The organism is Nostoc sp. DedQUE02 (assembly GCF_034531035.1).
In the GTDB taxonomy this organism is placed as follows: domain Bacteria; phylum Cyanobacteriota; class Cyanobacteriia; order Cyanobacteriales; family Nostocaceae; genus Nostoc.
In genome coordinates, this window is the sequence record NZ_JAVRBY020000005.1 from 1 (window position 1) to 23,424 (window position 23,424).

The window sequence follows — 23,424 nt, forward strand, 5'->3', positions numbered from 1 at the left end:
TATGGGTCAGCCACTTTATATAGTACATAAATACTATAAAATAGCGATCACGCTGTGCCAGTTGCGTAAGTCCTGAGCATCTTTGCGCGAGGTTCTAAAACAAAATTAAATACCGCCTAAATCGTTCTAGGCGGTATTGTAAATCTCTCAGTTTTTAAAAGAGTTGGAGTTAGGAATTATGGATTATAAATTGTAACCAATTCTTATCCATCATTTATCACTCATTACTCTTTATCTTCCCACACCTACATATTGGAATCCTGCGCGTACCAGAGTTTCGGGGTCAAGGAAGTTACGACCATCGATGATAACGGGGTGAGCCATCAGTTTTGCCATCTTCACATAGTCGAGGGTGCTGAACTGTTGCCATTCGGTAACAAGTACCAAGGCATCGCAGCCATCAGCTAGTCTTTCGGCATCGGTTTCTACTAACACGCCAGAAAGACCATGACGCATACCTGTTTGGGAGATAATGGGGTCATAGGCTTTGACTTTGGCTCCCAGTCGGTTTAGCTGCTCAATTAAAATGAGTGCTGGAGCGTCACGCAAGTCGTCGGTATCTGGCTTGAAGGTCAGTCCAAGTAGTCCGACTGTTTTGCCTTTGAGAATTTTTAGAACTTGTTGAAGTTTCTCCAAAGCAATCAATCGTTGACGTTCGTTAACACTGACAGCAGATTTGAGTAGCTGGGCTTCATAACCATAGTCATCAGCAGTGTGAATCAGAGCGGAGACATCTTTGGGGAAACAAGAACCACCCCAACCAATGCCAGCTTGTAAAAACTTGTTACCAATGCGGGAGTCTAGACCGATACCTCTGGCTACTTGGGTGACATCAGCACCAACGCGATCGCAAATATTAGCAACTTCGTTAATAAAGCTAATCTTAGTGGCTAAAAAGGCATTAGCGGCGTATTTAATCATTTCCGCCGAACTTAGGTCTGTTGCCAAAATTGGCACTGGAGGTAAAGATTGGTCTTCAGCGTACTTGCGTTCCACAATTGGGGCATACAGTTGTTGCATCAAAGCTACTGCCCTTTGACTATTGCCCCCTAGTACAATGCGATCGGGGTTGAAGGTGTCGTGAACTGCCGAACCTTCTCGCAAAAACTCTGGATTGCTGATTACGTCAAAGTGGGCCGCAACCTCAGGTAATTTGTCATCACTCGGCACTCCACCTGCGGGTATCAGTGTTTTCTGCCGCTCTGCAATACCATCTAGAACAAGCATCCGCACCCAGTCACCTGAGCCAATAGGTACTGTAGATTTATTCACTATGACTTTATAACCACCGTTGAGATTTTCGCCAATCCCACGAGCTACAGCTTCGACGTAACGAGTATCACTTTCACCAGTGGGTAAAGGTGGCGTTCCTACAGCAATAAACAGAATTTCTCCGTGGGAAACTCCAGCAGCAAGATCGCTAGTAAAATGAATCTTCTCTGTTTGAATGGCAGACTGCATAATTTCTGAGAGTCCCGGCTCAAAAATTGGGGACTGCCCAGACTTCATTAATTTAACTTTTTCTTCGTTGTTATCTACGCAAATTACATCATGCCCAATATGAGCCAAGCAAGCACCTGTAACCAAACCAACGTAACCAGTACCAATCACGCAAACACGCATTTTTTAACTCCTCATTTTTTTGGGCTTAGTTTTCAAAAAGAAGTTCTCAATTTGACACTTATACACTGGCAGTCAACTCAACCACTAAGGATAGTAATCCAGGGTGAGCCTGCATGAAAATTCAGAGCGACGCTAGACGCCACTCAGGTAGTTGAATTATTGACATCGCTTTGAATGCGATCGCGAAAATCTTCTATTGTCAGTTTTAACCCGTCTTGCAGAGGAATGGTAGGTTCCCAATTTAACCAAGTTTTTGCCTTTGTGATATCAGGCTGACGACGCCGGGGATCGTCCGAAGGTAGTGCCTCAAACTTAATCTGCGCGTCTGGATTGATCATATTTTGCACAGTTTGTGCCAATTGTAAAATCGTGTATTCACCAGGATTTCCCAGATTGACTGGGCCAATGTAGTCGCTATTCATTAGGCGGATGAATCCTTCTACCAAATCAGAAACGTAGCAGAAACTACGAGTTTGTGAACCATCACCGTACACGGTTAAAGGATTGCCCCGCAAGGCTTGAACTATAAAGTTGCTCACCACCCGACCATCGTTTTCTAACATTCTCGGCCCGTAGGTGTTGAATATCCGAACAACTCGAATATCAACTTTGTTTTGCCTGTAGTAATCAAATGCTAGAGTCTCAGCAATTCTTTTACCTTCGTCGTAGCATGAACGTATTCCAATGGGATTGACGCTACCTCTATACTCTTCAGTTTGGGGATGAACTTCGGGATCTCCGTATACTTCACTAGTTGAAGCTAAGAAAAACCTTGCTTTCACACGTTTAGCCAGCCCCAACATATTCAGTGTTCCGATTACGTTAGTTTTAACAGTTTTAACTGGGTTGTACTGGTAATGTACTGGTGAAGCTGGACAAGCTAAATGATAAATTTGATCCACTTCTAACCGAATTGGTTCAGTTATGTCGTGGCGGATTAGTTCAAAGTACGGATTACCTAACCATTTAATGATGTTACGTTTATGACCAGTGTAGAAATTATCCAAGCATATTATTTCATGCCCAGCTGCCATTAGTCGGTCGATGAGATGGGAACCAATAAACCCAGCACCGCCCGTTACCAAAATTCTCATAGTTTCCCAGTTACTTACAAATATTTTCAGTAGCTATTGCACTTACTTTTAGATTACCCAGCTTAAGGACAAAAATACAAAGCTAAAAAAGAATAAGGCTTAATCAAAAAGTATTATTGAATTTACCTATTTGTTTACACTTGTAGTTTTGTGATGTTTTTACCTGCTTTCTTAATAATTTCACTAGTAAAATAACAAACATTGTCTAAAAATTGTGGTTTTTTTACCCAAAGTTCATCAAATCTTTAACAAGATAAAGGGTCTTTAGTTTACTCAGTACTGCTGTACTTGATAAAATCCTTGCACGGAAGTTTATCGCATTTAGGGAGACCCCAAACGATCTTTATAAGACGCTACGTCTTATAGAAAGTACCTGGACTCTTTAATACCTTTGGGAGACCGCGCTGCCTTTCTTTGGGGGCGAAATCTTTTTGCTAAAAGCAACTAGACTGAACCTGGCTGAAATTATACAGCAGATGTAATGCTAGGAACTGTATTAGAAGTAATTATATTAGTTTGAGTGCGTTGCGGTTCTCCAAGCATGATTATGGAGCAAGTGAGTTGTCTAGCTAGCTGGGTTGTGACATCGCTAATGGCTAACCCTCCAGGACTGGTACGATTACGTATAAAAGGTAAAACGACTAAATCATATAATCGTGCTGCCTGCAAAATTGCTTGGGCAACATTTTCGTGAGCGATAATTTGAATTTCTGGGGCATTGGTCAAAGCTAATTTAGATACTAGTAAGGAAAGATGCGATCGCCTCCAAGCAATTTTACTAGAACTAGTGCGGCGATCGCACACATTCAGCACAGTAATGTGGCTCTGATTTGCCTCTGCCAACATCTGAGCAAATTGTACAGGCTGTAATGTCGGTGCTGTTAAATTTTCTACTGGTACTAAGATGCGCTGAATTTTTTTTGGTGATTCCACTAAACGTGTCACTGCTACTGGACAATGGGATGCCCAAAGTACACCATCAATCACATTCCCAAATAAACGCGCTCGCAACCCAGTCCGTTTACCCCAACCCATAACAATTAAATTAGCCTTTTGTTCACGAGCAGCTCTGCTAATTCCTTGAGCAAAGGCATCATCAATTCGCAGCACTGGTTCTGCGGCTACGCCCAAGGCTCGACTTTGTGTCGTGGCTTTAGTCAATAACCACTCACTCCGTTGTAGAGAGGTTTCCAACTGGGGTGCATCCATGTGAGCAGCAGCAGTGGCGATCGCCAGTGGTATAATTTTCCCTTGAGACTGACGCGCTAATAACGCCGCCATTTCAATCAAATACTGCTGGGTCTGAGGATTATACACAGGGACGACTATAGTAAAAGCATTCTCTGTTTCTGATGCGTTCTCGTTAGGTTGGGGTGGTGCTGGATCTTCGGCTGGTGAGGAATTCAAACCAACAGCTATTCGACTGGTCATTAACGGCCCCAAGGTTGATGTGACAAGCATTAAGACAATGACGCTGTGTAATACTTCTAGTGGCAGCAACCCAGCTCGATATCCAACTAACGTTGCTGCTAAGGTTGTACCAACCTGGGGAAGTGACAACGACCACATGGTTAGCATTTCTTGCCACTTGTAGCGGTAAACCAGTTTTGTCAAGAAAGCTGCAATCAATTTACTGGCAATCAAGCCGACTATCATTAACAGTGTTAACTTGAGCGTGTCTAGGTTGTTCCCAAAGGCAGGTAGATTGATCAGTAAGCCAAGGTCAACAAAGAAAATGGGAATGAACAGCACACTGCCAATAAATACCACCTTTTCTTTGACTGGCCCTTCACCCACAGCTTCATTCACCGCTAAACCCACTAAAAAGGCACCAACAATTTTTTCTATCCCAATCAATTGAGCGCCCACAGCTGCCAGAAACACAGAAAGCAACACAAATAAAAACTTGTTTCCTTCATCGTCTCCAGACCGCTTGAAAAATTCTTTGCCTGCCCAATCAAAGCCTGTGACAACGGCAACAGAGTAAATAATTAACCAACCCGACAAGGTGAGTAGTTTAGCAAAGCTGAATGCCCCAGCATGAGAGATAGCTACACAAACGGCTAATATCAGCACTGTACCAATATCTGTAAAAATTGTAGCTCCGATGGTGACAGTAATAGCTTCATTGTTTATCACTCCCAAACGGCTGATTATCGGATAAGCCAAAACGGTATAGGAAGCAAATAAAGAGCCAATTAAGATTGAAGTATTCCAGCCATACCCTAAAATCAACCCTAATGAGGCTCCCATCATCAGGGGTAGACTGAAACTCAAACTAGCAAATCCAAAGGCACGACTTTTTCTTTGGCGGAACTTTTCTAGATCAACTTCTAGCCCAGCGACAAAGAGCAAATAAATTAACCCAATGTCTGATAGCAGGTTAATCATTGGTGAGTCAGACTGAAATAGATTCCAGCCTGAAGGCCCAAGCACTAGCCCTGAGAAAACCAAACCCACTAATCCTGGTAATCTTAGCCGCTCAAACATTATGGGTATAACTAAGATAACCACCAGCAAAATAGCAAAGGGAACAATGGGTTCCTTGCCAAGAACTTGGGAAGTTGGTTCCAGAACAAGAACTTGTGATAAGAGTTCCATAGGTAGGAATTGAAGGGGCTATGGTAAAACTGCGATTACCTTGGGGCGATCGCCTGAGCGATATAAATAATAAATAGAGAAGCCACCTGAAAAAAATCAAAAATCTTAACTTACACTAACTAGGTAATTATTTTAGAACTAACTACCTACGGGTGGATTTGACTCAAAATGAACCGCAAGCGATCGTAGTCGTCTTTAAGTAGCACACTTAAGCTACGTCCAGCTTTAATTAGCCATTCTCGGTCAGCTTTGCGTAACTGGTATATATCTCGAATGGCAGCTGCGGTTAAAGACTCTATTGGCGCACCATTGATACAAAGTAGTGTCCGTAAAAAATCGAGTTCTTCAGTAAATTTAATGATAGCTTCTGGCTCACATTGATAAACAGCTTGATGAATTTGCGGGGGACGGGGTGGAAGATACTGATATACTCTTCGGTTATAACTTTGATTTTGCGAAGATAGTTCAAATCCGACGATCGCAGCCCTAAATTCTGTGCGGAGCATAGCAAATATTTGGGGTTGTTCCTCCCGTAAGTTTTGCAAGGACAACCCCAACGCTCTCGCCCGGTGTACAGAATCTATGGGCATAGTTGTGGCATAATACACTACCGCATAAATTTGATTGCCAGATTCTTCATCTACAGAACAGACCCAACTACCAAAGGGTGGCATGGAGGGAAAGCTTAAATCTTCCGGCTCTAAACACTGAGCTAAAAATTCTGTACTGGTAGTTTCAATCACCTCTGCAATGTGGTTCGGATGGCGATCGCCAGTGGCAAACTGTGGTAAAGGGAGGCGCATATTAATTTAGTCATTAGTCATTGCTCATTAGTCATTAGCCTTTGTCAAATGACAAAGAACTAATGACTAATGACTAATCTATTTAGCTTTTTTACGTCCGGCTGTGGTTTCTACAAGTTCTAACTCGCTCAGACGGAAGGTAACTAATTTATCCCAGTTCCCACCTTCAAATAATACGGCTACTTTGCCATCACTCAGCCGTTGCACGAGTCCTTCGTAGCGATAATAGGTATCTGCGGGATTGTTGACGCGAACAGTTGCTCCAGGCAGGATCATATTTTTAGCCTCGCTTGTTTCCTTTTAATAGCTTAATACTTGTGATTGGTCATTAGTCTTTGGTTCTTACAAATGACCAACGACCAATGACAAATGACGAATTAATAATACTTCTGCCTTTGTCGAAAATTTGCTACCGATTCGACTATTCCCAAAGAAATGAAGTTCGTCAGCATAGCAGAACGCCCATAACTCATCCAAGGTAAAGGGATTCCTGCCACAGGCGCTAAACCAACAGTCATGCCAACGTTCACAATAACTTGAAAAACGATCATGGACAAAACGCCAATAGCCAATAAGGAACCAAAGTTGTCTTTGGCAGTTTGGGCAACATGCAGCAGCCGCCAGCTAATTAAACAGAAAATAAACAGCACTACCAAGCAACCAATAAAACCGAATTCTTCCCCGACTGCCGAGAAAATAAAGTCTGTATGCTGTTCAGGCACAAAATTTAATTGCGTCATTGGCCCCTTGAATAGGCCCCATCCCCAAATTTCACCAGCACCAATAGCAATACGAGATTGAATTAAATGATACCCAGCGCCGAGGGGATCGTGATCGGGGTCCATGAATACGGTGAGCCGATTTTTTTGATACGGCTTCAGAATGTGGTTCCAGGCGAAAACTCCTAATTCGCCACCCAGTATATTGAGACTCCATGCACTGATAGCACCAAAACCAAATCTACGCCAGGGAAGAGTTTGCCAGCCCAGAATAGCCATCGCAACTGACCAAATTAGCCCTAATGGGCCAAAAGATAGTTCTTTGAATAAAACTATTGGCTCTGCTAATGGCCAAGATATACTAAATAAAATGGCAGCAACCACCGGAGAAATCATCAAAATTAACCAGCCTGGGTTAGCATTTGCCCAATAAAGCATTCCCAAGACGATCGCACCAAATACCATTGATGTTGCTAAATCGGGCTGCAAAAAGACTAATCCCCAAGGTATAGCGGTGATTGCCAGAACGCGGAAAACACTTTCCAGGCTAGAAGCAGTGCGTCTGTGTAATAAAGCTGCTAAGGTGATGATCATCCCTACTTTGGCAAATTCTGAGGGTTGCACGTTAAACCCAGCGATACTAATCCACCGTTGCGCTCCTTTGGCGCTAGTACCAGCAATCATCACGGCGATTAAACTGAAGTTCGTTAGTGAGTATGTTACCCAGTGCCACTGCATCAATAGTTCGTAACGGATGCGAGATAAAAACAGGGCTATAAGCACACCGATACCTGCTACCAACCAGTGCCACCACCAATCAGTTACTGGCTGCTTCAGTTCCGTACTGAGAATCATGACGCCGCCAAAGATACTGATAGCTATAGGCAAACAAAATAGTAGCCAATCTACAGACTGCCAGGGCTTAACCCAAGACTTCCAGCGAATTTTGGGGAGCGATCGTTTTAACAACATTGTGTCAGTTTAGACTTTAGCTTTAATTATTGGGAATTGGGAATTGGGCATTGGGGATTAGGGATTGGGCATTGGTTATTAGTTATTCTCCATTGCTTTTCTGCTCTCCTACTTCCCCACTTCCTAATACCCAGTCCCTAGTATTCCCAAGCTATAGCCCAGGAAGTAGATAGAAATTAAAATTTATAATTATGTCAGGGCAGCAACTGATACTTTACCAGCAATGGTAAGAGCGATCGCTGTTAATGCTTTTGCCGAAGCCGAATCTGGATCGCCAACAACTATTGGCACACCGCTATCACCACCGACTCGCGTGGAAATCTCTAACGGCACGCACCCCAACAGTGGCACTCCCAATTCAGTAGCTGTTTTGGAGCCACCACCAGAACCAAAGATGTCATATTGCTTATCTGGTTGATCGGGGGGAATAAAATAGCTCATATTTTCCACGATCCCCAATACCGGAACATTCATCTGCTGGAACATCCGCAATCCCTTACGAGAATCTAACAGAGCTACGTTTTGCGGTGTGGTGACAATTACTGCCCCAGCCATCGGCACTGCTTGCGTTAAAGTTAACTGAGCATCTCCTGTTCCTGGTGGCATATCTACAATCAGATAGTCCAGTTCACCCCATTCAACTTGATAGAGAAACTGGCGAATTACACCATTGAGCATAGGCCCCCGCCAAATTACTGGTTGATCTCGGTCAATCAAAAAGCCCATTGAAACTAATTTAACGCCGTGATTAAAAGCAGGTTCCAGGATCTCGCCTGTTTCACTAGAACGCACTGTAATTTGAGCATCAGACAGACCCAGCATGGTGGGATCATTGGGCCCGTAAATATCAGCATCTAGCAAGCCTACTTTTGCCCCAGTTTGAGCTAGAGCCACTGCTACATTCACTGCCACCGTACTTTTACCGACCCCACCTTTGCCGCTAGAAACAGCAATGATATTTTTGACTCCAGAAATGCCAGTGCGATCGGGTAAACTTTTTTGCTGCGGTGTTTCTGCCGTCACTTCTATGCTGACATCTGTAACGCCTGGGAGTTTTTTGACAGCTTTCTGACAGTCTTCGACAATGAATTCACGTAAAGGACAGGCAGGAGTGGTTAACACTAAAGTGAAACTAACCTTACCACCGTCAATTGTGACGTTGCGAATCATATTCAGTTCTACCAGACTTTTACGGAGTTCTGGGTCTTCCACTGGTCGCAAAATTTCTAAGACAGAACGGGAATCGAGGACATCGTACATAAAAATTCAAAATTCAAAATGAATAAATACATTTGTGGCGAACATCTTAGCTATTAACTGGATGCTTTCTTAAGTAAGGTCAGCTTAGTGTTATCACTGTCACTGCCGTAATAAAACTTAGCAAATTGCATTATCACCTAATAGAATCTTAACTTTCTTTGGGCATTGGGAATGGGGACACTTCGACTGCGCGGTAGTTGAATCTCGACTCACAACGACTACACGGTAGTTGAGCGTAGTCGTTGTGTCGAAACTCAGTGCATCCCTGGGGATTGGGGATTGGGGATTAGGCATTGGGCAAAAAAGCAGAGGAGAAAGACTTACTACAACTTCTCCCTTGCCCCCCTGCTCCCCTGCCCCCTTGCTTCTTCCCAAATCCTCAGTACTTAAAAATCAAAACAACTGTCATTAAGGGATTTTTTCTTCCCAGATACCGTTGGTAATGCTGTCTTTTCTACTGCTTCGACTAAAGACCTGGCAACGCGGTCTGCATAAGGACGGGATAAAGACCAAATCAGGGGCGATAACCAACCCCGTAGCGTTACCGAATAAGACAAACAAGTACCACAAACAGTTGACTCTACTTGATAAGTCAGTCGTTCCTCTATTCCAGGAATTGCCATCACTCGGATACTCAGCATTTCTCTAGGATTGACACGTTCCACAAAAATTCTGATGGGAATCGGCGAAAAGCGTGTAACAGCTTGAAAAATTAATCCTGGTTTGGGTACTAATCCGTGGGGAACATTAGTACTCTTAAGTTGTGGATGCCAGGAAACATCTGTTAAGTCAACCACTTTTTGCCACAGCTCATCTACAGAAGCAGAACTAATCTCTCGATACGTCCACACCAGAGAAGCGCAAAACCGACGACGTTTACGGTGGATGAATTTGGATAACCAACCTTGCATTTTCCTAATCCTCCTCCTCTCTAGACACTTTCTGGTAACTCTGGTATGGTGTGCAACTACGCTCAACCCCTAAATTAAAACTTTCTCAAAAATGCCTGAAAAATAGCAAGCCTCAATTCGGTACAAACCTTAACAGCCAATATCAGCAATATGGCAAAGAAGTTTTGAGCAGGCAAGTTTTACCCTTGATAATTAAAGGTTACGATTAAAGTCTAGTGTTTATACCAGAATGTTCCAATTAAGAATTTCAAAAAAAACTCATTCAATATACAAGCCTATACGCATTTGAGGGAAAATAACTCTAGTGATGCCCATCAATCGTATAAATGCTTAACCAGTAAGAAAAAGCGGGTTGGGCAAATAGAGCTTGATTGTTGGCGCGTGTTTTCCCCAAATTTTAAGATAAGAAATTTGTGGCTTTCTGGAAATTGTAATTTAGGTTCGGGAATCTATGTTGACCAACTCGCAAATACCAACTGTAGCAACAGAATCATCCAAGTCTTTGCCAGCAGCTGACGCTCAGACTAGGGTCAGTCAGTTTATGAAACAACTGCAAGACGAAATTACCGAATCATTGGCAAAACTAGATGGTGTGGCTAAGTTTCATGAAGATAGTTGGGAACGCCCAGAAGGAGGTGGAGGGCGATCGCGCGTGCTGCGAGATGGTGCAATATTTGAACAAGCAGGTGTAAATTTTTCTGAAGTTTGGGGTTCCCATTTGCCAGCCTCAATTTTAGCCCAACGCCCGGAAGCCGCAGGGCATGGCTTTTATGCTACAGGCACTTCAATGGTATTACATCCTCACAATCCTTACGTGCCCACAGTTCATCTAAATTATCGCTACTTTGAAGCAGGGCCAGTGTGGTGGTTTGGTGGTGGTCTTGACTTGACACCTTATTACCCCTTTGCGGAAGATGCGGCACATTTACACAAAACGTTAAAACAGGCTTGTGACAAACACCACCCAGAGTATTACCCAGTGTTTAAGCGGTGGTGCGATGAATATTTTTATCTGAAGCATCGTGACGAGACACGGGGTGTAGGCGGTCTGTTTTTTGATTACCAAGATGGTCAGGGTGCTTTATATCGCGGGCCAAATCCCAATGGAGAAGCGGCTATTTATAGCAATCAGGTGGGAACACCAGCAACCCGCAATTGGGAAGATTTGTTTGGCTTTGTGCAAGATTGTGGCAGAGCATTTTTACCAGCCTACGTACCAATTGTAGAACGACGACATGGGATAGAGTATGGCGATCGCCAACGGAATTTTCAACTCTACCGCCGCGGACGATATGTAGAATTTAACTTGGTTTATGACCGAGGCACTATTTTTGGTCTACAAACTAATGGACGCACCGAATCAATTCTCATGTCCCTACCGCCTTTAGTGCGCTGGGAATACGGCTATCAACCGGAACCCAATTCCCCCGAAGCCGAGTTATATGAAACTTTCCTTAAGCCTCAAGATTGGATCAACTGGACATCACCAACATCATCTCATTAGTGACTTGAAAATCGGGTATGGGGCATAGGGCAAAACGGTTCCGAGTTCGAAGTTCCGAGTTTTGAGTAAAGAAGTAAGATTCCCTACTCAGCACTGGCTCAACCTTAGCTAATCGCTAACAGCACTCATTACTCAGAACTCTTGAGGGGCATTGGTTATTAATTATTCTTCCCCTGCCTCCCCTGCCTCCCCTGCTCCCTCATCTCCCCCACTCCCCACTCCCCGCTATTTTGCTGAGTTAAACTACTAAAGTTAAGCACTTAGCAGAAAAAGGTGACAATTTTAGCTATGGCTTGTTAATCTCAAGTGACAGCATTACAAAATTCTGTAACTAGTTAATCTTAAAAGGAATGTCACGGGGAGGGCTTTAGTGATTCATATAGACCAAAAAACTTATACAACGCAAGACGGAAACACTGTTATTGTCCTGACACCAGCAGGCCGTCTGGATATAACCACTGCTTGGCAATTTCGCCTAAAGTTACAGGAGTGTATTTCCAAACTTAGTCGCCATGTAGTTGTAAATCTGGCTCAGGTAAATTTTATTGATAGTTCTGGTCTTACGTCTTTGGTAGCTGGAATGCGTGATGCTGATAAAGTCAAGGGCAGTTTCCGCATCTGCAATGTACATCCAGAAGCCAAACTCGTGTTTGAAGTGACGATGATGGATACTGTTTTTGAAATTTTTGAAACAGAAGAGGAAGCTTTAGAAGGTGTACCTCGTAGCATTGCCAGCTAAAAATGAGTAGGAGTTTGGAGTACAGACGCGACGCCAGTCGCTACAACGGGGGGAACCCCCGCAACGCGCTGGCTCATTAATCGCGTCTGTACAGGAGTTAATTCAAAATTCATGACTCATAACTTTATCTTATTTAATACTGATTTCGCTTGGTGTAGCGATAAGGCCCCATAATCGCTCCCCAAGTTGCTTTTCCAGTTGCTGGATCAATTCCTTTGTCGTAGCTGTGAAATTCTGTCGCTGTTGCTGCAAAACCTAAGGAAACAGAGATGGTATTGCCAAGATAAGTAAATCTACAAAGCGTCTCTGGTGGTGGGGTAGCAGTAAACTTATAGCGATCGCCAGCTAGTTTTTCCTGAGTAACTGTTAAGATACAACCTGGTAGTAAATCTAATTGTTGTGGTGTCAGTGTGTTCAAAAGAGCAGGGTTATGACCTGCGCCTCTTAATGCACCTGGATCTTGAGGCATATAATATTGTACTTCCACGGTTGTGTCAGAGTCGCTCCCCTGACGCAACCGAATAATTCGCTGGCGGTAAGGTTGATCTAGGGTAGTAACGTTAGCCTGTTCGGCAAACAAGGTAATGCTATCTTCTGTGAACAGATTAACTGGTCTTTGCCACAGGCAAAGGTGAACATACCAAACTGGTTCTGCTATGGCTTGTTCCCGATTATCAAATTCCCCAGCTAGGTACTCACCTAAAGCAATTAACTGTGGCGAGAAGTTCATAAATGCGATCTACGAATCATTAAGGATAATAATTTTTGGCTAGTTTTTTAGGAGAAAAGGTCTTATTTCCTGCGGCTACTAGCTTCTAAAATACTTTTGATGTGTCTATATTGTAAATGAAACCGTCCCCCGCTAAAAGCTCAACTTGGCAAAGTAGCCTTTAAGCGAGAAAATAAAGATACGTCGCCCTTAACATTTCTTTTTTCTTTGTGAATAACGTCCGTACAGTCTCTGATACAAAGCGAACTTTCTACAATCTTCACACCCGTCCGATCAACACTATTTATCGTCGGGTAGTAGAAGAGTTGATGGTGGAAATGCATCTGCTGTCAGTAAATATCGATTTTAGCTACAATCCAATTTATGCCTTGGGTGTCGTCACTACTTTTGATCGCTTCATGGAAGGCTATCAACCAGAACGGGATCAAGAATCAATTTTTAACGCCTTATGTCAGGCTATAGAAAAAGATCCGCAACGCTATCGAGAGGATGCCCAAAGATTGCAAGCTGTAGCTAAAGGTTTGCCAGTTAAAGATTTAATTGGGTGGTTAGCCCAAACTACTTACTTAGATAGAGATGCTGACTTGCAAGCACAACTGCAAGCGATCGCCAACAATCCTAACTTTAAATACAACCGTTTGTTTGCAATTGGTGTATTTTCGTTATTAGAACAGTCCGATCCTGAATTGGTTAAAGACGAAAAGCAACTCACTGAGGCGCTAAAAGCGATCGCTGCTGGTCTGCACATCTCCGATGACAAACTCAACAAAGATTTGGAGTTATACCGTTCTAACCTAGACAAGATGGCGCAAGCACTGATAGTGATGGCAGATATGCTCTCAGCCGATCGCAAAAAACGCGAGCAACGTAAACAACAATCAACTACCCCAGCTGCTCCTCCAAGTTCCAACGAATAGTTAGGAGATAGGAGTGATGAGTTAGGAGTTATGAGTGAGGAATTATTAACAATTCCTAACTCCTAACTCTTAGCTTTAGACGCCCAAGATTTTGTAAATTAAGCTGTTAATTATAGTCAGTGCAAATGCCCCGATAACAGCACTCCAAATGCCATAACGTAAGCGAAAGCCCTCTACTAACCAAGCAGCAATACTAAAACAAACCACGGCAATCATAAAGGTAAAAATGCCGGATAATAAGTCTAAGGTAAGCAAATTTGGTACTGCAAAAATAAGGCTTAAAATCGGTCTGACTATTGCCGTCACGATACCAAGCACTGCGGCAGAAAAGAAGGCTTTACCTGGAGTGTCAATTTCGACTCCCAGAGGCAATTTGCTAATTATCAACAAGCTGATAGCTGTTACTATCCAAACAATTAAAAGCGTCACGATATTCATGCCACAATCCCTGAAACGTGAATGGCAATTGGTGATAAATCACTTCAATTTATCGGTGGAAAAATCTTTAAAGTTCAACCAATTACTTATAAATTAGCAGAAAATTTTTCTCTAACCAAATTTTATTTTAGATATCTTTAGGTTTGGGAAAGAGATTGAATAGAAGTGGAGAGTGGGGAATGAGGGGCAGGGGAGCAGGGGAGAGTTCTTTTACAAGTTCTTTCTCCTCTGCCCCTTTGCCCCTCTGCCCCTCTGCCCTTATTTCATCTTTTAAGAGTAGGTTGGGTTTGTTTAGGTGCTACAGGTGCTTGGGATGTTGGTGGGTTAGAAATACCAGGATTGATAGGACTGATGCCTTGTCTAATTGGAGGTTGACCAGTTACCGTGGGCAAGGGTACGGAATTAGGGGCTAAGGGAAATTTAGGGGTAATATTCCCTTCGGAATTGACATCTGGAAGTGGTGTAGCACCAGGATTGATTGGGAAAGAAGGGATAGCAGGTTGGTTAAGTGAGTTTGTGGGTAGTTGAGATGGGCCAGGAATAATTCCTAAAGACACGCGATCGCCCCCTACTTGGCGCAGTAAATCCAATGTCTCAATTACATCATTGTAAGTTGCAGTTCGCGAAGCGTTCAGCACAACAACAGCATTGGGATTTTGTTGGAGATACTGTTTTAAACTCTGTCTCAAATTTTCCTGTTTTACAGGCTGTTTTTCTATGTAAGTATTGCCAACGGCATCGATAGTCACAATCACACTTCCACTCTGTGACGTTATTCCAGAGACTGTACTGGGACTGGCTTTAGGCAAATCAACATTTATTGCCTGTTGCCGTGTAAATTGTAATGCCGCTAATAAAAAAAACGTCAGAATACAAAAAACGACATCAATTAAAGGGATGATTTGAATTTGGACTTCTTCAATTGGAGTATGTAGATTAACTTTCATGTGTCACTCTAAAGCCTGGTTTGGGGGTTGAATTTTTGACTATTAATTAGCTGTATTCGGGGGTTCAGGAGGTTCAGGAAGCCTATTCTTTCCTGGCTTGCGGGGTGGAGTGAAATTTTCTTGTACGATCGCTGATGTACTATTGCTAAAATCAGGAGGAGACTGACGATAGAGCAATTCCATCTCATTCCCCGCCTTGCGAAAAACTTTGACTTGGTTGACTACAAAACTTTGAAATAGGCGGTAAAATACCAAACTAACTATGGCAACTATTAGCCCTGTTGCCGTACTAATCAAGGATTCACCAATACCAGTAGTTACCCCGGCGGTAGATTCAGTTCCCAAATCACCAATCCGAATTGAGCGCAGAGAGTGGATTAAACCCAAAACTGTGCCCAACAATCCTAGCAACGGCGCTAGGGCAATCACGGCTTCTAAAAGTTTTTCACCCCGCCGCATCCCAGCTAATTCGTCTTCTGCTGTAGCCTCCAGTGCTAGTCGAAAGGTTTCTGGATCATTTTTCGTTAAGCGTAGAGGGGCGTAGAGAAAACGCCCGACAGGCTGATCGTTTGCTTGTTTAGCAATGTCCGCAGCTACTTGCCAATTATCCTGGGCAGCATCTAAGATGCGATCGACTATTTGTTTTTCCTGAGTCAAAATTCGCAGCCAGAACCACAAACGCTCGAAAATCACACTCAAAGCCAGAATCGAAAGAACAAGCATTGGCCACATCGCTGGCCCGCCTTTATAAAACAAATCTAAAATATCCACTGTTTAAGTTTCCTCCCTCCATGACTAGAGCAAATGCGCTAAGGCATTTTAATTTTAGAGATTAATGCAAAATGAGGGGCTTCCAAAATATAAATTTCTCAAAAACCTCAAAAAACAGTGCAAGTATGGCCTATTTGATTGAGACTGCTATGGGAATCCGGTTTGATTACTGTAATCACTTGGCTTAGTTGGCAATAGGCAATAGGCAATAGACAATAGGCAAGAGAATTTTAGAAGATTAAGGTGTACCGAATTTTTTTCACGCAATCAAATATGAGTCCTATATACAAACTTGCTGCTGGGTAAGCAATTGAATGATAGATCGATAATTTTTGGCATACTTTTGCTAGACTTCCTTGTAACCTGGAGTTTAACTACAGGATATTTTCACGTAAAGGAGAACAAATTTTGGCAGCAGTCCGAGTCCGCCAGCATGTTAATCCACTTGGTAAAAAGTATCAAACACCAGCAAGTCCCCAAGACTGGGAAAAAATTTATGCAAAGCCAAATCAATCACTACATTTAGATATTGGCTGCGCTAAAGGACTATTTTTACTGAATATGTCCAAGATAGAACCCAATTGGAATTATTTAGGCTTGGAAATTCGGGAACCACTGGTGCTAGAGGCGAATAAGTTACGTTCTGAGTTCGGTTTAACAAACCTGCACTATTTATTTTGCAATGTGAATAACTCACTGCACTCACTTTTATCTTCGCTGCCTCCAGGAAGTTTACAACGCGTTACAATTCAATTCCCCGATCCTTGGTTTAAAACCCGCCATGCTAAACGTCGTGTAGTCCAACCAGAATTAGTCGCCGATTTAGCTACTTATCTTGCAGTTGGGGGAATTGTATTTCTGCAATCAGATATGGAATTTGTCGCGGTGGAAATGCGCGATCGCTTTGCTGAAAATCCAGCTTTTGAGAAAATTGGTACAGGAGAATGGTTGGCTGAAAACCCTCTACCAGTGCCTACAGAACGGGAAACATATACTCAAAACAAGGGTGAACCGGTTTATCGAGCTTTGTTTGAAAGAGTGAAAATTACAGATTAGAGATATTTGTAATCTCAACTCTGCCCCACAATAGCGGTAAACTTCTTCTAGTATTACTAAAGAGTGAGGCTTCATTAACTCAAAGAATGACGATTGCCTCATTAGCCCTATTATCTAGAAACCTAACTTTTATTGCTTACTAATATGCTTAATCTCCTAGTAAAGGGAGGGTGACGGTAAAGGTTGTACCGACTCCAACTTGACTATTGACTACAATCTCGCCTCCCTGTGCATCGACACATTTTTTGGCGATCGCTAGCCCCAAGCCAGTACCAGGGATGGTTCCAACATTATCTGCACGTTGGAAAGGTTGAAACAGCCGCTTTTGGTTTTCTTGAGGAATGCCAATTCCCCAATCTTGAACTCGGAAAATTACCGCTTTTTCCTGACCAATTAGTTCAAAACGCACTATGCCGCCCGGTAGTGAATACTTAATCGCATTACTAAGTAAATTGCCCAAAATGTGCCGCAGTAAGCTTTCATCCCATAGTGCATCGTCTAATTGCCCAAAACTGGCGAATACCAAAGTTAGATGCTTCTCATTTGCGAGCAATCGAACTTCTTCAACCATTTGGCGGCAAAAACCTTCTAAATCTAAGCAGATGAGGTCATACCCCAGTCTACCGGAATCAGCTTTGCCGATAAATGTAACCTCATCCAATAGCTGCGCCATGTTTTTGATTGCCGAACGAATCATTTGTAAATGATTCAGTTTTTTCTCTTTGGTCAATCTTTCATCTTGGTTTTGTAGTAATCCAGCAGCCAAGAGAATAGTATTTAAGGGATTGCGGATGTCATGGGAGAGCATCGAGACAAATTCAGATTTGAACTGGTTAAGTTCATTGGCTTTCACCAGTTCAGCAGTTCGTTCTTCAACCCGGGTTTGTAACGTTTCATTGACTGTGCGTAATGATTCTAAAACCTGCTTACGCTCGATCGCATAACGTAGCGATCGCACTAACACATCTACATTTACCTGGCGCTTGACTAGATAATCTTGCGCCCCTTGCCGCACTGCTTCAATTGCTAGCTCTTCGTCATTAGTATTTGTTAAAACAACGATCGGTATGCTTGGCGCTTGACCAATTAGAGGAGGTAAAGATGACAATCCTTGGCTATCAGGTAGAGTTAAATCTAATAAAATAACATCATAATTACATTGGCTTAGTTCCTGAAGTGCTTCGCCCAATCGCGTCACATGAACCAGAGTAAACTCTTGGGACTGGGCTTGCGTCAGAAACTCTTGCAACAACCTAGCAGAAGCGAGGTTATCCTCAATTAACAAGATTTTTACTGAGTAGCTCACAACCATAATCTTCAGGTTTTACCCCCTATTGCTGCTCTATCTTGTCATTTGTCATTGGTCATTGGTTATTCTCCCCCTGCCTCCCCTGCCTCCCCTGCCTCCCCTGCCCCCGGTCACTGAGCGTAGCCGAAGTGCTGCCCCCTGCCTCACTCCGATGGTAGCGTCACAGTAGAAAGCCAAAAATCTTCAATACTCTTGACAATTTGGAATAGCTGGCTAAGGTTGCGGGATTTAGTGATGTAGCAATTCACATGTAAATCGTAGCTGTGAAAAATATCATCCTCGTTTTTTGAGGTTGTTAGCACAACAACTGGAATACGCTTCAGTAGTGGGTCGGCTTTTATTTCCGCCAGCACTTCTCGACCATCTTTTTTAGGCAAGTTCAAATCCAGCAGAATCAGGTCAGGGCGGGCTGCATCAGCATATTCACCTTCTTGGCGTAAATAAGCCATAGCATCTATACCATCCCTGACCGTTACCACTTGGTAAGGAACTGAACTATTTTTCAACGCTTCTTGGATTAAGCGAATGTCAGCTTTATTATCCTCGACCAAAAAGATGGTTTTGTGTCTTTCTCCCGTTTCTACGCTCAAGTTCGCGTCCTCCAACTGGAATCGTAAAGTAGAAGGTTGCGCCTTCACCCAGTTCTGACTCTACCCAGATCCGCCCCCGGTGACATTCGACAATCTTCTTACAGATGGCTAAACCCATACCTGTACCAGTATATTCATCCCGTGTGTGTAAGCGCTGAAAAATTACGAAAATGCGATCGCTAAATTTCGGGTCAATGCCAATTCCATTATCCCGAACTGAGAATAGCCATGCATCTTCTATTCTTTCTGCTCCCACATGGATTTGTGGCGACTGGTTACTGTGGAACTTGATGGCGTTACCGATGAGGTTTTGGAATAGCTGCATCAGTTGGGTGCTGTCAGCCATGACTACGGGTAAAGGATCGTGGGTGATAGTGGCCCCAGTTTCATTAATGCGTTGACGCAAATTGCCCAACCCCCGTATTAAGGCTGTCTCTACATCGTTCATTTGAAATGCGATCGCTTGCATATCCACTTTCGAGTATGCCAACACATCATCAATCAACGTCTGCATCAGGTTAACTCCCTGCACAGCGTAGCTAATAAACTCCTGAGCATCTTCGTCAAGTTCTTCGCTATACCGCATCTCCAACAGTTGCACGTAATTCACGACTTGATTGAGCGGTTCTTGCAAATCATGGGAGGCGACGTAGGCAAACTTTTTCAGTTCGGCGTTAGAACGTTCTAAATCTTGTGCTAACTGGGCTAATTCATCGGCTTGACGCAGCACAATATTAACAATTGCTTTCCGCAATTCTAATGCTGCTTTAACTTCTACATCTTTCCAAGGTAAAGATGTTAAGCGAACCGTTTCTTTCCACAGTTCAAATGATTTGCGCGGACACAGACGGACATTTCCTTCTGACTGGTTAACTTCAAACGCCTTATTAGGATCGCCACCCCAATTTACAGTTTGAATTACTTCCGGTCGGAACCACAAAACATAATTGCGCTTGGCGATGGGAATAGCTAATAAACCACTGGCGACATTTTTAAAACTTTCGGCATCTGGATAAATCTGTGGCAAAGAATCTGTATAGAAAACTTCTTCTTCAACATTATTTTTCAGCCATTGGACTAAAAAATTCAAATCTTCTTCTCTAGGTGTTTCGCCAACTACCGTGCAATTTCCGCCAAAACACACGGCTGCACCTTGAGCGCTAGCCAAATCTAAAAGATGCTGCGGGTTTTTAACTAAACCATCTATGAAGTTTTCTTCTTGAGACATGTATTCAATCAAGATTGATTGAAGGTGTGTCAAATTTATCCGGTGATAGTAGTCTTCTGTCTCTTCTCTAGCCGAGATTTCTGCAAATATTACTCGCCCCAAAAATTCGCAGGCTTTACGCAATTCATAGGAAACTTGTTTCGGGGATTGGTGATGACAAGCAATTAATCCCCAGAGTTTTTGGTCTTTAATTAAAGAGATAGTAAGCGAAGCACCAACACCCATATTATGCAAGTACTCTGTATGACAAGAAGCAGCACTTCTGAGAATAGAGTTGGTTAAATTAATGGGGCGATCGCTAATTGGATTATTGACAGGAAAAAGTTTTACTGGCTGAGAATAAGCATCTGGGATAATTCTGATCGAATTGGCAGCAAATAATTTTCTCGCTGGTTTGGGAATATCTGACTCTGGGTAATGCAGCCCTAAGTATGGTTCTAGGCTTTCTAATTTTTCTTCAGCGACAACGGAACCATGCCCATCATCATCGAATTTATACAACATTACCCTGTCAAATTCCGTTATTTTCCGAACTTCTTGAACGATAACTTGACAAAAGTCCCGGAGATTTGCTGTTTTTTCTAGTTGATTTATAGAAGCTCTAGCTAGATGATAAAAGCTTAAAAACGGAATATTTTCTTGAGTAAGAGCAGGTTCTAGCTCTAGGATTAAAAATCCTTCAGTATTGCGGTGAAATACTGCATCAAATACTACGTATTCATCACCTTTTTTTCGCACCCAAACTTTGGTGGGATTGATGAAATCAAGATTTTCCCCGGATAGCCCTGTTTTAATTCTCTCTATTTGAAAGGGATCTAGTAAATCTTCTAGTTTTTTGTGCAACATGTTTTCGGGAGCAATTCCGAAAATCTTTAATGTATTAGTGCTAACTTGTAATATTTTTAGCTCCGGCTCCTCTAAGACTAAGAGGACACCATGAGGCTGAATTTGGCTAGAAATATGAATCGGTGCCTCTTTCAAGCTAATTAAATTAATACCTGGGAATTGTAAGTTTATTTCCATAACGATCCTCCACTGTTGTCTGGGAGCATCAAAACTAGAGTATCTATAATAACGAAGAATGATGAATGTAAAAAATTTTGTAATTTTTCATTCATCACTTTTACTTAGTATCTAATTTCCCATGCCCTGATATTGCGTTTTGCAGTATTAGTTTTATCTGCTTGCGCTTTGAAAAGTCTAACAGTCAGTAAACTTACATAGCGATAAGAAATGTGAAAACCATGTGATTAAACAATTCTGTATATGTGTAGCTATGTTAACAAACAGAATTCAGAATTGAGTTCTGCGTAAATATCAGCTAGCGACTACTAGAGATATGAGTGAAAAAGAATTAGCACTGCTACGTCTCTATAAGGGTTATAGGTAACGCATATTTAATCTCACTAGATAACTACTAAACAAATGAGTGTAGAGACGTTGCAATGCAACGTCTCTACAAGTGTTTCAGCTAACGCATAATTAATTTCACCAGGTGACTACTGAATTCTGACTCCTGAATTCTGACTTCTGAATTCTGACTTCTGAATTCTGACTTCTGAATTCTGACTTCTGAATTCTGACTTCTGAATTCTTCTTGAATCAAATCCAAGAGTTGAACCACATTCGCAGCTTATAATCGTGAGGTGAGAGGGGTAAACCCAAATAAATGGGCATCCAGAAAATAAAAGCAGCCAGAATCATAAAAGTAATGGTGACACCTAACACCCGGAGTTGTTGATAATAACTGCGAAGACACTGATCAACAAACCAAGTGATCGCTAAAAATACAAACACCACTGCACACATATAGTGGTAGATAAAAACGCACCTCGTAACTTTCACCCAAGGTAATAAGTTAGCAGCATAATTTATAACCAAGTACAAAGCAATCCAAGTATCAACGCTAAGAGTTTCAGGCACAGAAAAACGCTTTTCCTTCACCCAAGGAATTACGACTTGCGATACTAGCATTCCTACTAAAAACAACATAGCAGCATCACCAAACCACCATAAAAATGGATTACCCATTGCATGGACATCATAAATAACTTGTCCAGCACCAGCAGGCAAAGGTGGCCCCATTACAGGTAATGGTTCGGTGATACTTTCTGCCGTTTGATAATAATATGCCATTGGTCGAGTCATCAAAGGCCATTTATACCAGGCAGCACAATAAGGATGCACGTTAGGACTATTGCCACCTAAATGTAAATGAAATTTCAAAATTTGCTGATGTACTGCAATAAATCCATAAGTTTTATCTAGTTGGAGGTGGGGAATCCAGATGATGCTGTAAATAAAAGCTGGGATAATTCCTAGATAAAACAGCATCTGAAAAATATTTAGCTGAGTCAAGTTTTGTAGTGGTGTCTGAGATGCAGAAAATGACGGAGATGAGGGGGAATAAGTACTAACTCCTGACTCCTGACTCCTGACTTCTGAATCACTTTGATTACGCTCAGTGATCACCTGGCTTCTTTCCAATGAAGGGGATGTAAAAAGAAGTTTGGAGTTAGAAAAAGAATGTATCAAATGAATTACCCAAGCTGCTATCCAAATTAGATAAGCACCTGACAGGAACCATAAACCGTTCCACTTAGTACCGACTGAAGCACCAAAAGTAATGCCAGCAAAAACTAACCAAAAAGAACGCCGTCGGTTTTGGTTATCTAATGCCAATAATAAAAACCAGTGACCTAATAAACCAAAGATGACGATATAAATATTACTTAAAGCATAGCGAGACTCAACTAGAAAAATGCCATCACAAGCTGTGAAGAAACCTGCAAGCAGAGCAAAGCTACGCCGATAACTCAATTGATAAGCGATCGCAGCTACAACTAAAGGTATAAATGAGCCAGTAAGAGCATTTAACCACCGATAAGTCCAAGGCGATCGCATTGAACCTGTCAGTCCATTTACCGTATCTTGCCAAAAAGGAATATGACTGCCAATCCAAATGCCGATGCCGATCATATATTGACTTAGCGGCGGATGAGCATTAAAAAATGGCGTATGCGTGAGATAATTATTACCAAATTTTGCAAAGTAAACTTCATCAAATACCAGAGTGTTGAATCGCTCCAGCCCCCAAAACCTTAAGGCAAGTGAGAAAAGAAATACACTTACCATCCCAATTCGGAACCACTTTTTAGTCATTAGTTATTAGTCATTAGTCATTGGGCATTGGGCATTGGTTAATAATTAAT

Annotated in this window: 20 protein-coding genes; 4 read left to right on the forward strand and 16 right to left on the reverse strand. The window is 42.4% G+C overall.

The window, feature by feature from the left end; translation table 11 throughout:
* Positions 1 to 231: 231 nt before the first annotated feature.
* From RMX98_RS06635 to RMX98_RS06670, 8 genes are all read right to left on the reverse strand, one after another.
* Positions 232 to 1,623: a UDP-glucose/GDP-mannose dehydrogenase family protein gene (locus RMX98_RS06635; protein WP_322677921.1), complete on the reverse strand. Its 1,392-nt coding sequence runs from the start codon at positions 1,621 to 1,623 to the stop codon at positions 232 to 234.
* Positions 1,624 to 1,766: 143 nt separating this feature from the next.
* Entirely contained in the window at positions 1,767 to 2,717 is a 951-nt protein-coding gene (locus RMX98_RS06640; RefSeq protein ID WP_322677922.1) for a UDP-glucuronic acid decarboxylase family protein, read from the reverse strand.
* Between the two features lie 465 nt (positions 2,718 to 3,182).
* Entirely contained in the window at positions 3,183 to 5,318 is a 2,136-nt protein-coding gene (locus tag RMX98_RS06645) for a cation:proton antiporter (RefSeq protein ID WP_322677923.1), read from the reverse strand.
* A gap of 146 nt (positions 5,319 to 5,464) precedes the next feature.
* Positions 5,465 to 6,121, reverse strand: coding sequence for an HAS-barrel domain-containing protein (locus tag RMX98_RS06650; RefSeq protein WP_322677924.1), 657 nt, complete (start codon positions 6,119 to 6,121; stop codon positions 5,465 to 5,467).
* Positions 6,122 to 6,199: 78 nt separating this feature from the next.
* Complete coding sequence (locus RMX98_RS06655; RefSeq protein ID WP_179066960.1) at positions 6,200 to 6,397, reverse strand: NAD(P)H dehydrogenase subunit NdhS; 198 nt, start codon at positions 6,395 to 6,397, stop codon at positions 6,200 to 6,202.
* A 101-nt stretch (positions 6,398 to 6,498) separates the two neighbouring features.
* Positions 6,499 to 7,812 (reverse strand): rod shape-determining protein RodA, encoded by a 1,314-nt coding sequence (gene rodA, locus RMX98_RS06660; RefSeq protein ID WP_322677925.1) that lies wholly within the window; start codon positions 7,810 to 7,812, stop codon positions 6,499 to 6,501.
* A 189-nt stretch (positions 7,813 to 8,001) separates the two neighbouring features.
* Complete coding sequence (locus tag RMX98_RS06665; protein ID WP_322677926.1) at positions 8,002 to 9,072, reverse strand: Mrp/NBP35 family ATP-binding protein; 1,071 nt, start codon at positions 9,070 to 9,072, stop codon at positions 8,002 to 8,004.
* A 386-nt stretch (positions 9,073 to 9,458) separates the two neighbouring features.
* The gene (locus RMX98_RS06670) at positions 9,459 to 9,983 is read right to left on the reverse strand and encodes an SRPBCC family protein (protein WP_322677927.1); all 525 of its coding nucleotides are present in this window, start codon (positions 9,981 to 9,983) and stop codon (positions 9,459 to 9,461) included.
* A gap of 451 nt (positions 9,984 to 10,434) precedes the next feature.
* Between RMX98_RS06670 and hemF the strand changes: the two genes are divergently transcribed.
* On the forward strand, positions 10,435 to 11,487 hold the full coding sequence (gene hemF, locus RMX98_RS06675; protein WP_322677928.1) for an oxygen-dependent coproporphyrinogen oxidase: 1,053 nt from the start codon (positions 10,435 to 10,437) through the stop codon (positions 11,485 to 11,487).
* 370 nt (positions 11,488 to 11,857) lie between these two features.
* A complete protein-coding gene (locus tag RMX98_RS06680) occupies positions 11,858 to 12,226 on the forward strand; it encodes an STAS domain-containing protein (RefSeq protein WP_012411454.1) in 369 nt (122 codons plus the stop codon).
* A gap of 133 nt (positions 12,227 to 12,359) precedes the next feature.
* On the opposite strand, the gene RMX98_RS06685 is transcribed toward RMX98_RS06680, so the two are convergent.
* On the reverse strand, positions 12,360 to 12,956 hold the full coding sequence (locus RMX98_RS06685; RefSeq protein ID WP_322677929.1) for a chromophore lyase CpcT/CpeT: 597 nt from the start codon (positions 12,954 to 12,956) through the stop codon (positions 12,360 to 12,362).
* Positions 12,957 to 13,165: 209 nt separating this feature from the next.
* Here RMX98_RS06685 and psb29 point away from each other — a divergent pair, with 209 nt between their 5' ends.
* Complete coding sequence (psb29, locus tag RMX98_RS06690) at positions 13,166 to 13,873, forward strand: photosystem II biogenesis protein Psp29 (protein WP_322677930.1); 708 nt, start codon at positions 13,166 to 13,168, stop codon at positions 13,871 to 13,873.
* Positions 13,874 to 13,948: 75 nt separating this feature from the next.
* On the opposite strand, the gene RMX98_RS06695 is transcribed toward psb29, so the two are convergent.
* The 3 genes from RMX98_RS06695 to RMX98_RS06705 form a co-directional block, all read right to left on the reverse strand.
* On the reverse strand, positions 13,949 to 14,311 hold the full coding sequence (locus RMX98_RS06695) for a phage holin family protein (RefSeq protein WP_322677931.1): 363 nt from the start codon (positions 14,309 to 14,311) through the stop codon (positions 13,949 to 13,951).
* Between the two features lie 263 nt (positions 14,312 to 14,574).
* Complete coding sequence (locus RMX98_RS06700; protein WP_322677932.1) at positions 14,575 to 15,258, reverse strand: biopolymer transporter ExbD; 684 nt, start codon at positions 15,256 to 15,258, stop codon at positions 14,575 to 14,577.
* Between the two features lie 42 nt (positions 15,259 to 15,300).
* On the reverse strand, positions 15,301 to 16,029 hold the full coding sequence (locus tag RMX98_RS06705; protein ID WP_322677933.1) for a MotA/TolQ/ExbB proton channel family protein: 729 nt from the start codon (positions 16,027 to 16,029) through the stop codon (positions 15,301 to 15,303).
* Positions 16,030 to 16,437: 408 nt separating this feature from the next.
* On the opposite strand from RMX98_RS06705, the gene trmB reads away from it, so the two are divergent.
* Complete coding sequence (gene trmB, locus RMX98_RS06710; RefSeq protein ID WP_322677934.1) at positions 16,438 to 17,085, forward strand: tRNA (guanosine(46)-N7)-methyltransferase TrmB; 648 nt, start codon at positions 16,438 to 16,440, stop codon at positions 17,083 to 17,085.
* A gap of 148 nt (positions 17,086 to 17,233) precedes the next feature.
* On the opposite strand, the gene RMX98_RS06715 is transcribed toward trmB, so the two are convergent.
* The 4 genes from RMX98_RS06715 to RMX98_RS06730 form a co-directional block, all read right to left on the reverse strand.
* Positions 17,234 to 18,397 carry a hybrid sensor histidine kinase/response regulator gene (locus tag RMX98_RS06715; protein WP_322677935.1) on the reverse strand — a complete coding sequence of 388 codons (1,164 nt, stop codon included), beginning with the start codon at positions 18,395 to 18,397 and terminating at the stop codon, positions 17,234 to 17,236.
* 140 nt (positions 18,398 to 18,537) lie between these two features.
* Positions 18,538 to 18,984: a response regulator gene (locus RMX98_RS06720; RefSeq protein WP_322673272.1), complete on the reverse strand. Its 447-nt coding sequence runs from the start codon at positions 18,982 to 18,984 to the stop codon at positions 18,538 to 18,540.
* The gene (locus RMX98_RS06725; RefSeq protein ID WP_322677936.1) at positions 18,932 to 21,235 is read right to left on the reverse strand and encodes an ATP-binding protein; all 2,304 of its coding nucleotides are present in this window, start codon (positions 21,233 to 21,235) and stop codon (positions 18,932 to 18,934) included. Before RMX98_RS06725 ends, RMX98_RS06720 begins: the two co-directional genes overlap by 53 nt.
* A 579-nt stretch (positions 21,236 to 21,814) precedes the next feature.
* Positions 21,815 to 23,374, reverse strand: a complete 1,560-nt coding sequence (locus tag RMX98_RS06730; RefSeq protein ID WP_322677937.1) for a dolichyl-phosphate-mannose--protein mannosyltransferase — start codon at positions 23,372 to 23,374, stop codon at positions 21,815 to 21,817.
* Between the last annotated feature and the right edge of the window lie 50 nt (positions 23,375 to 23,424).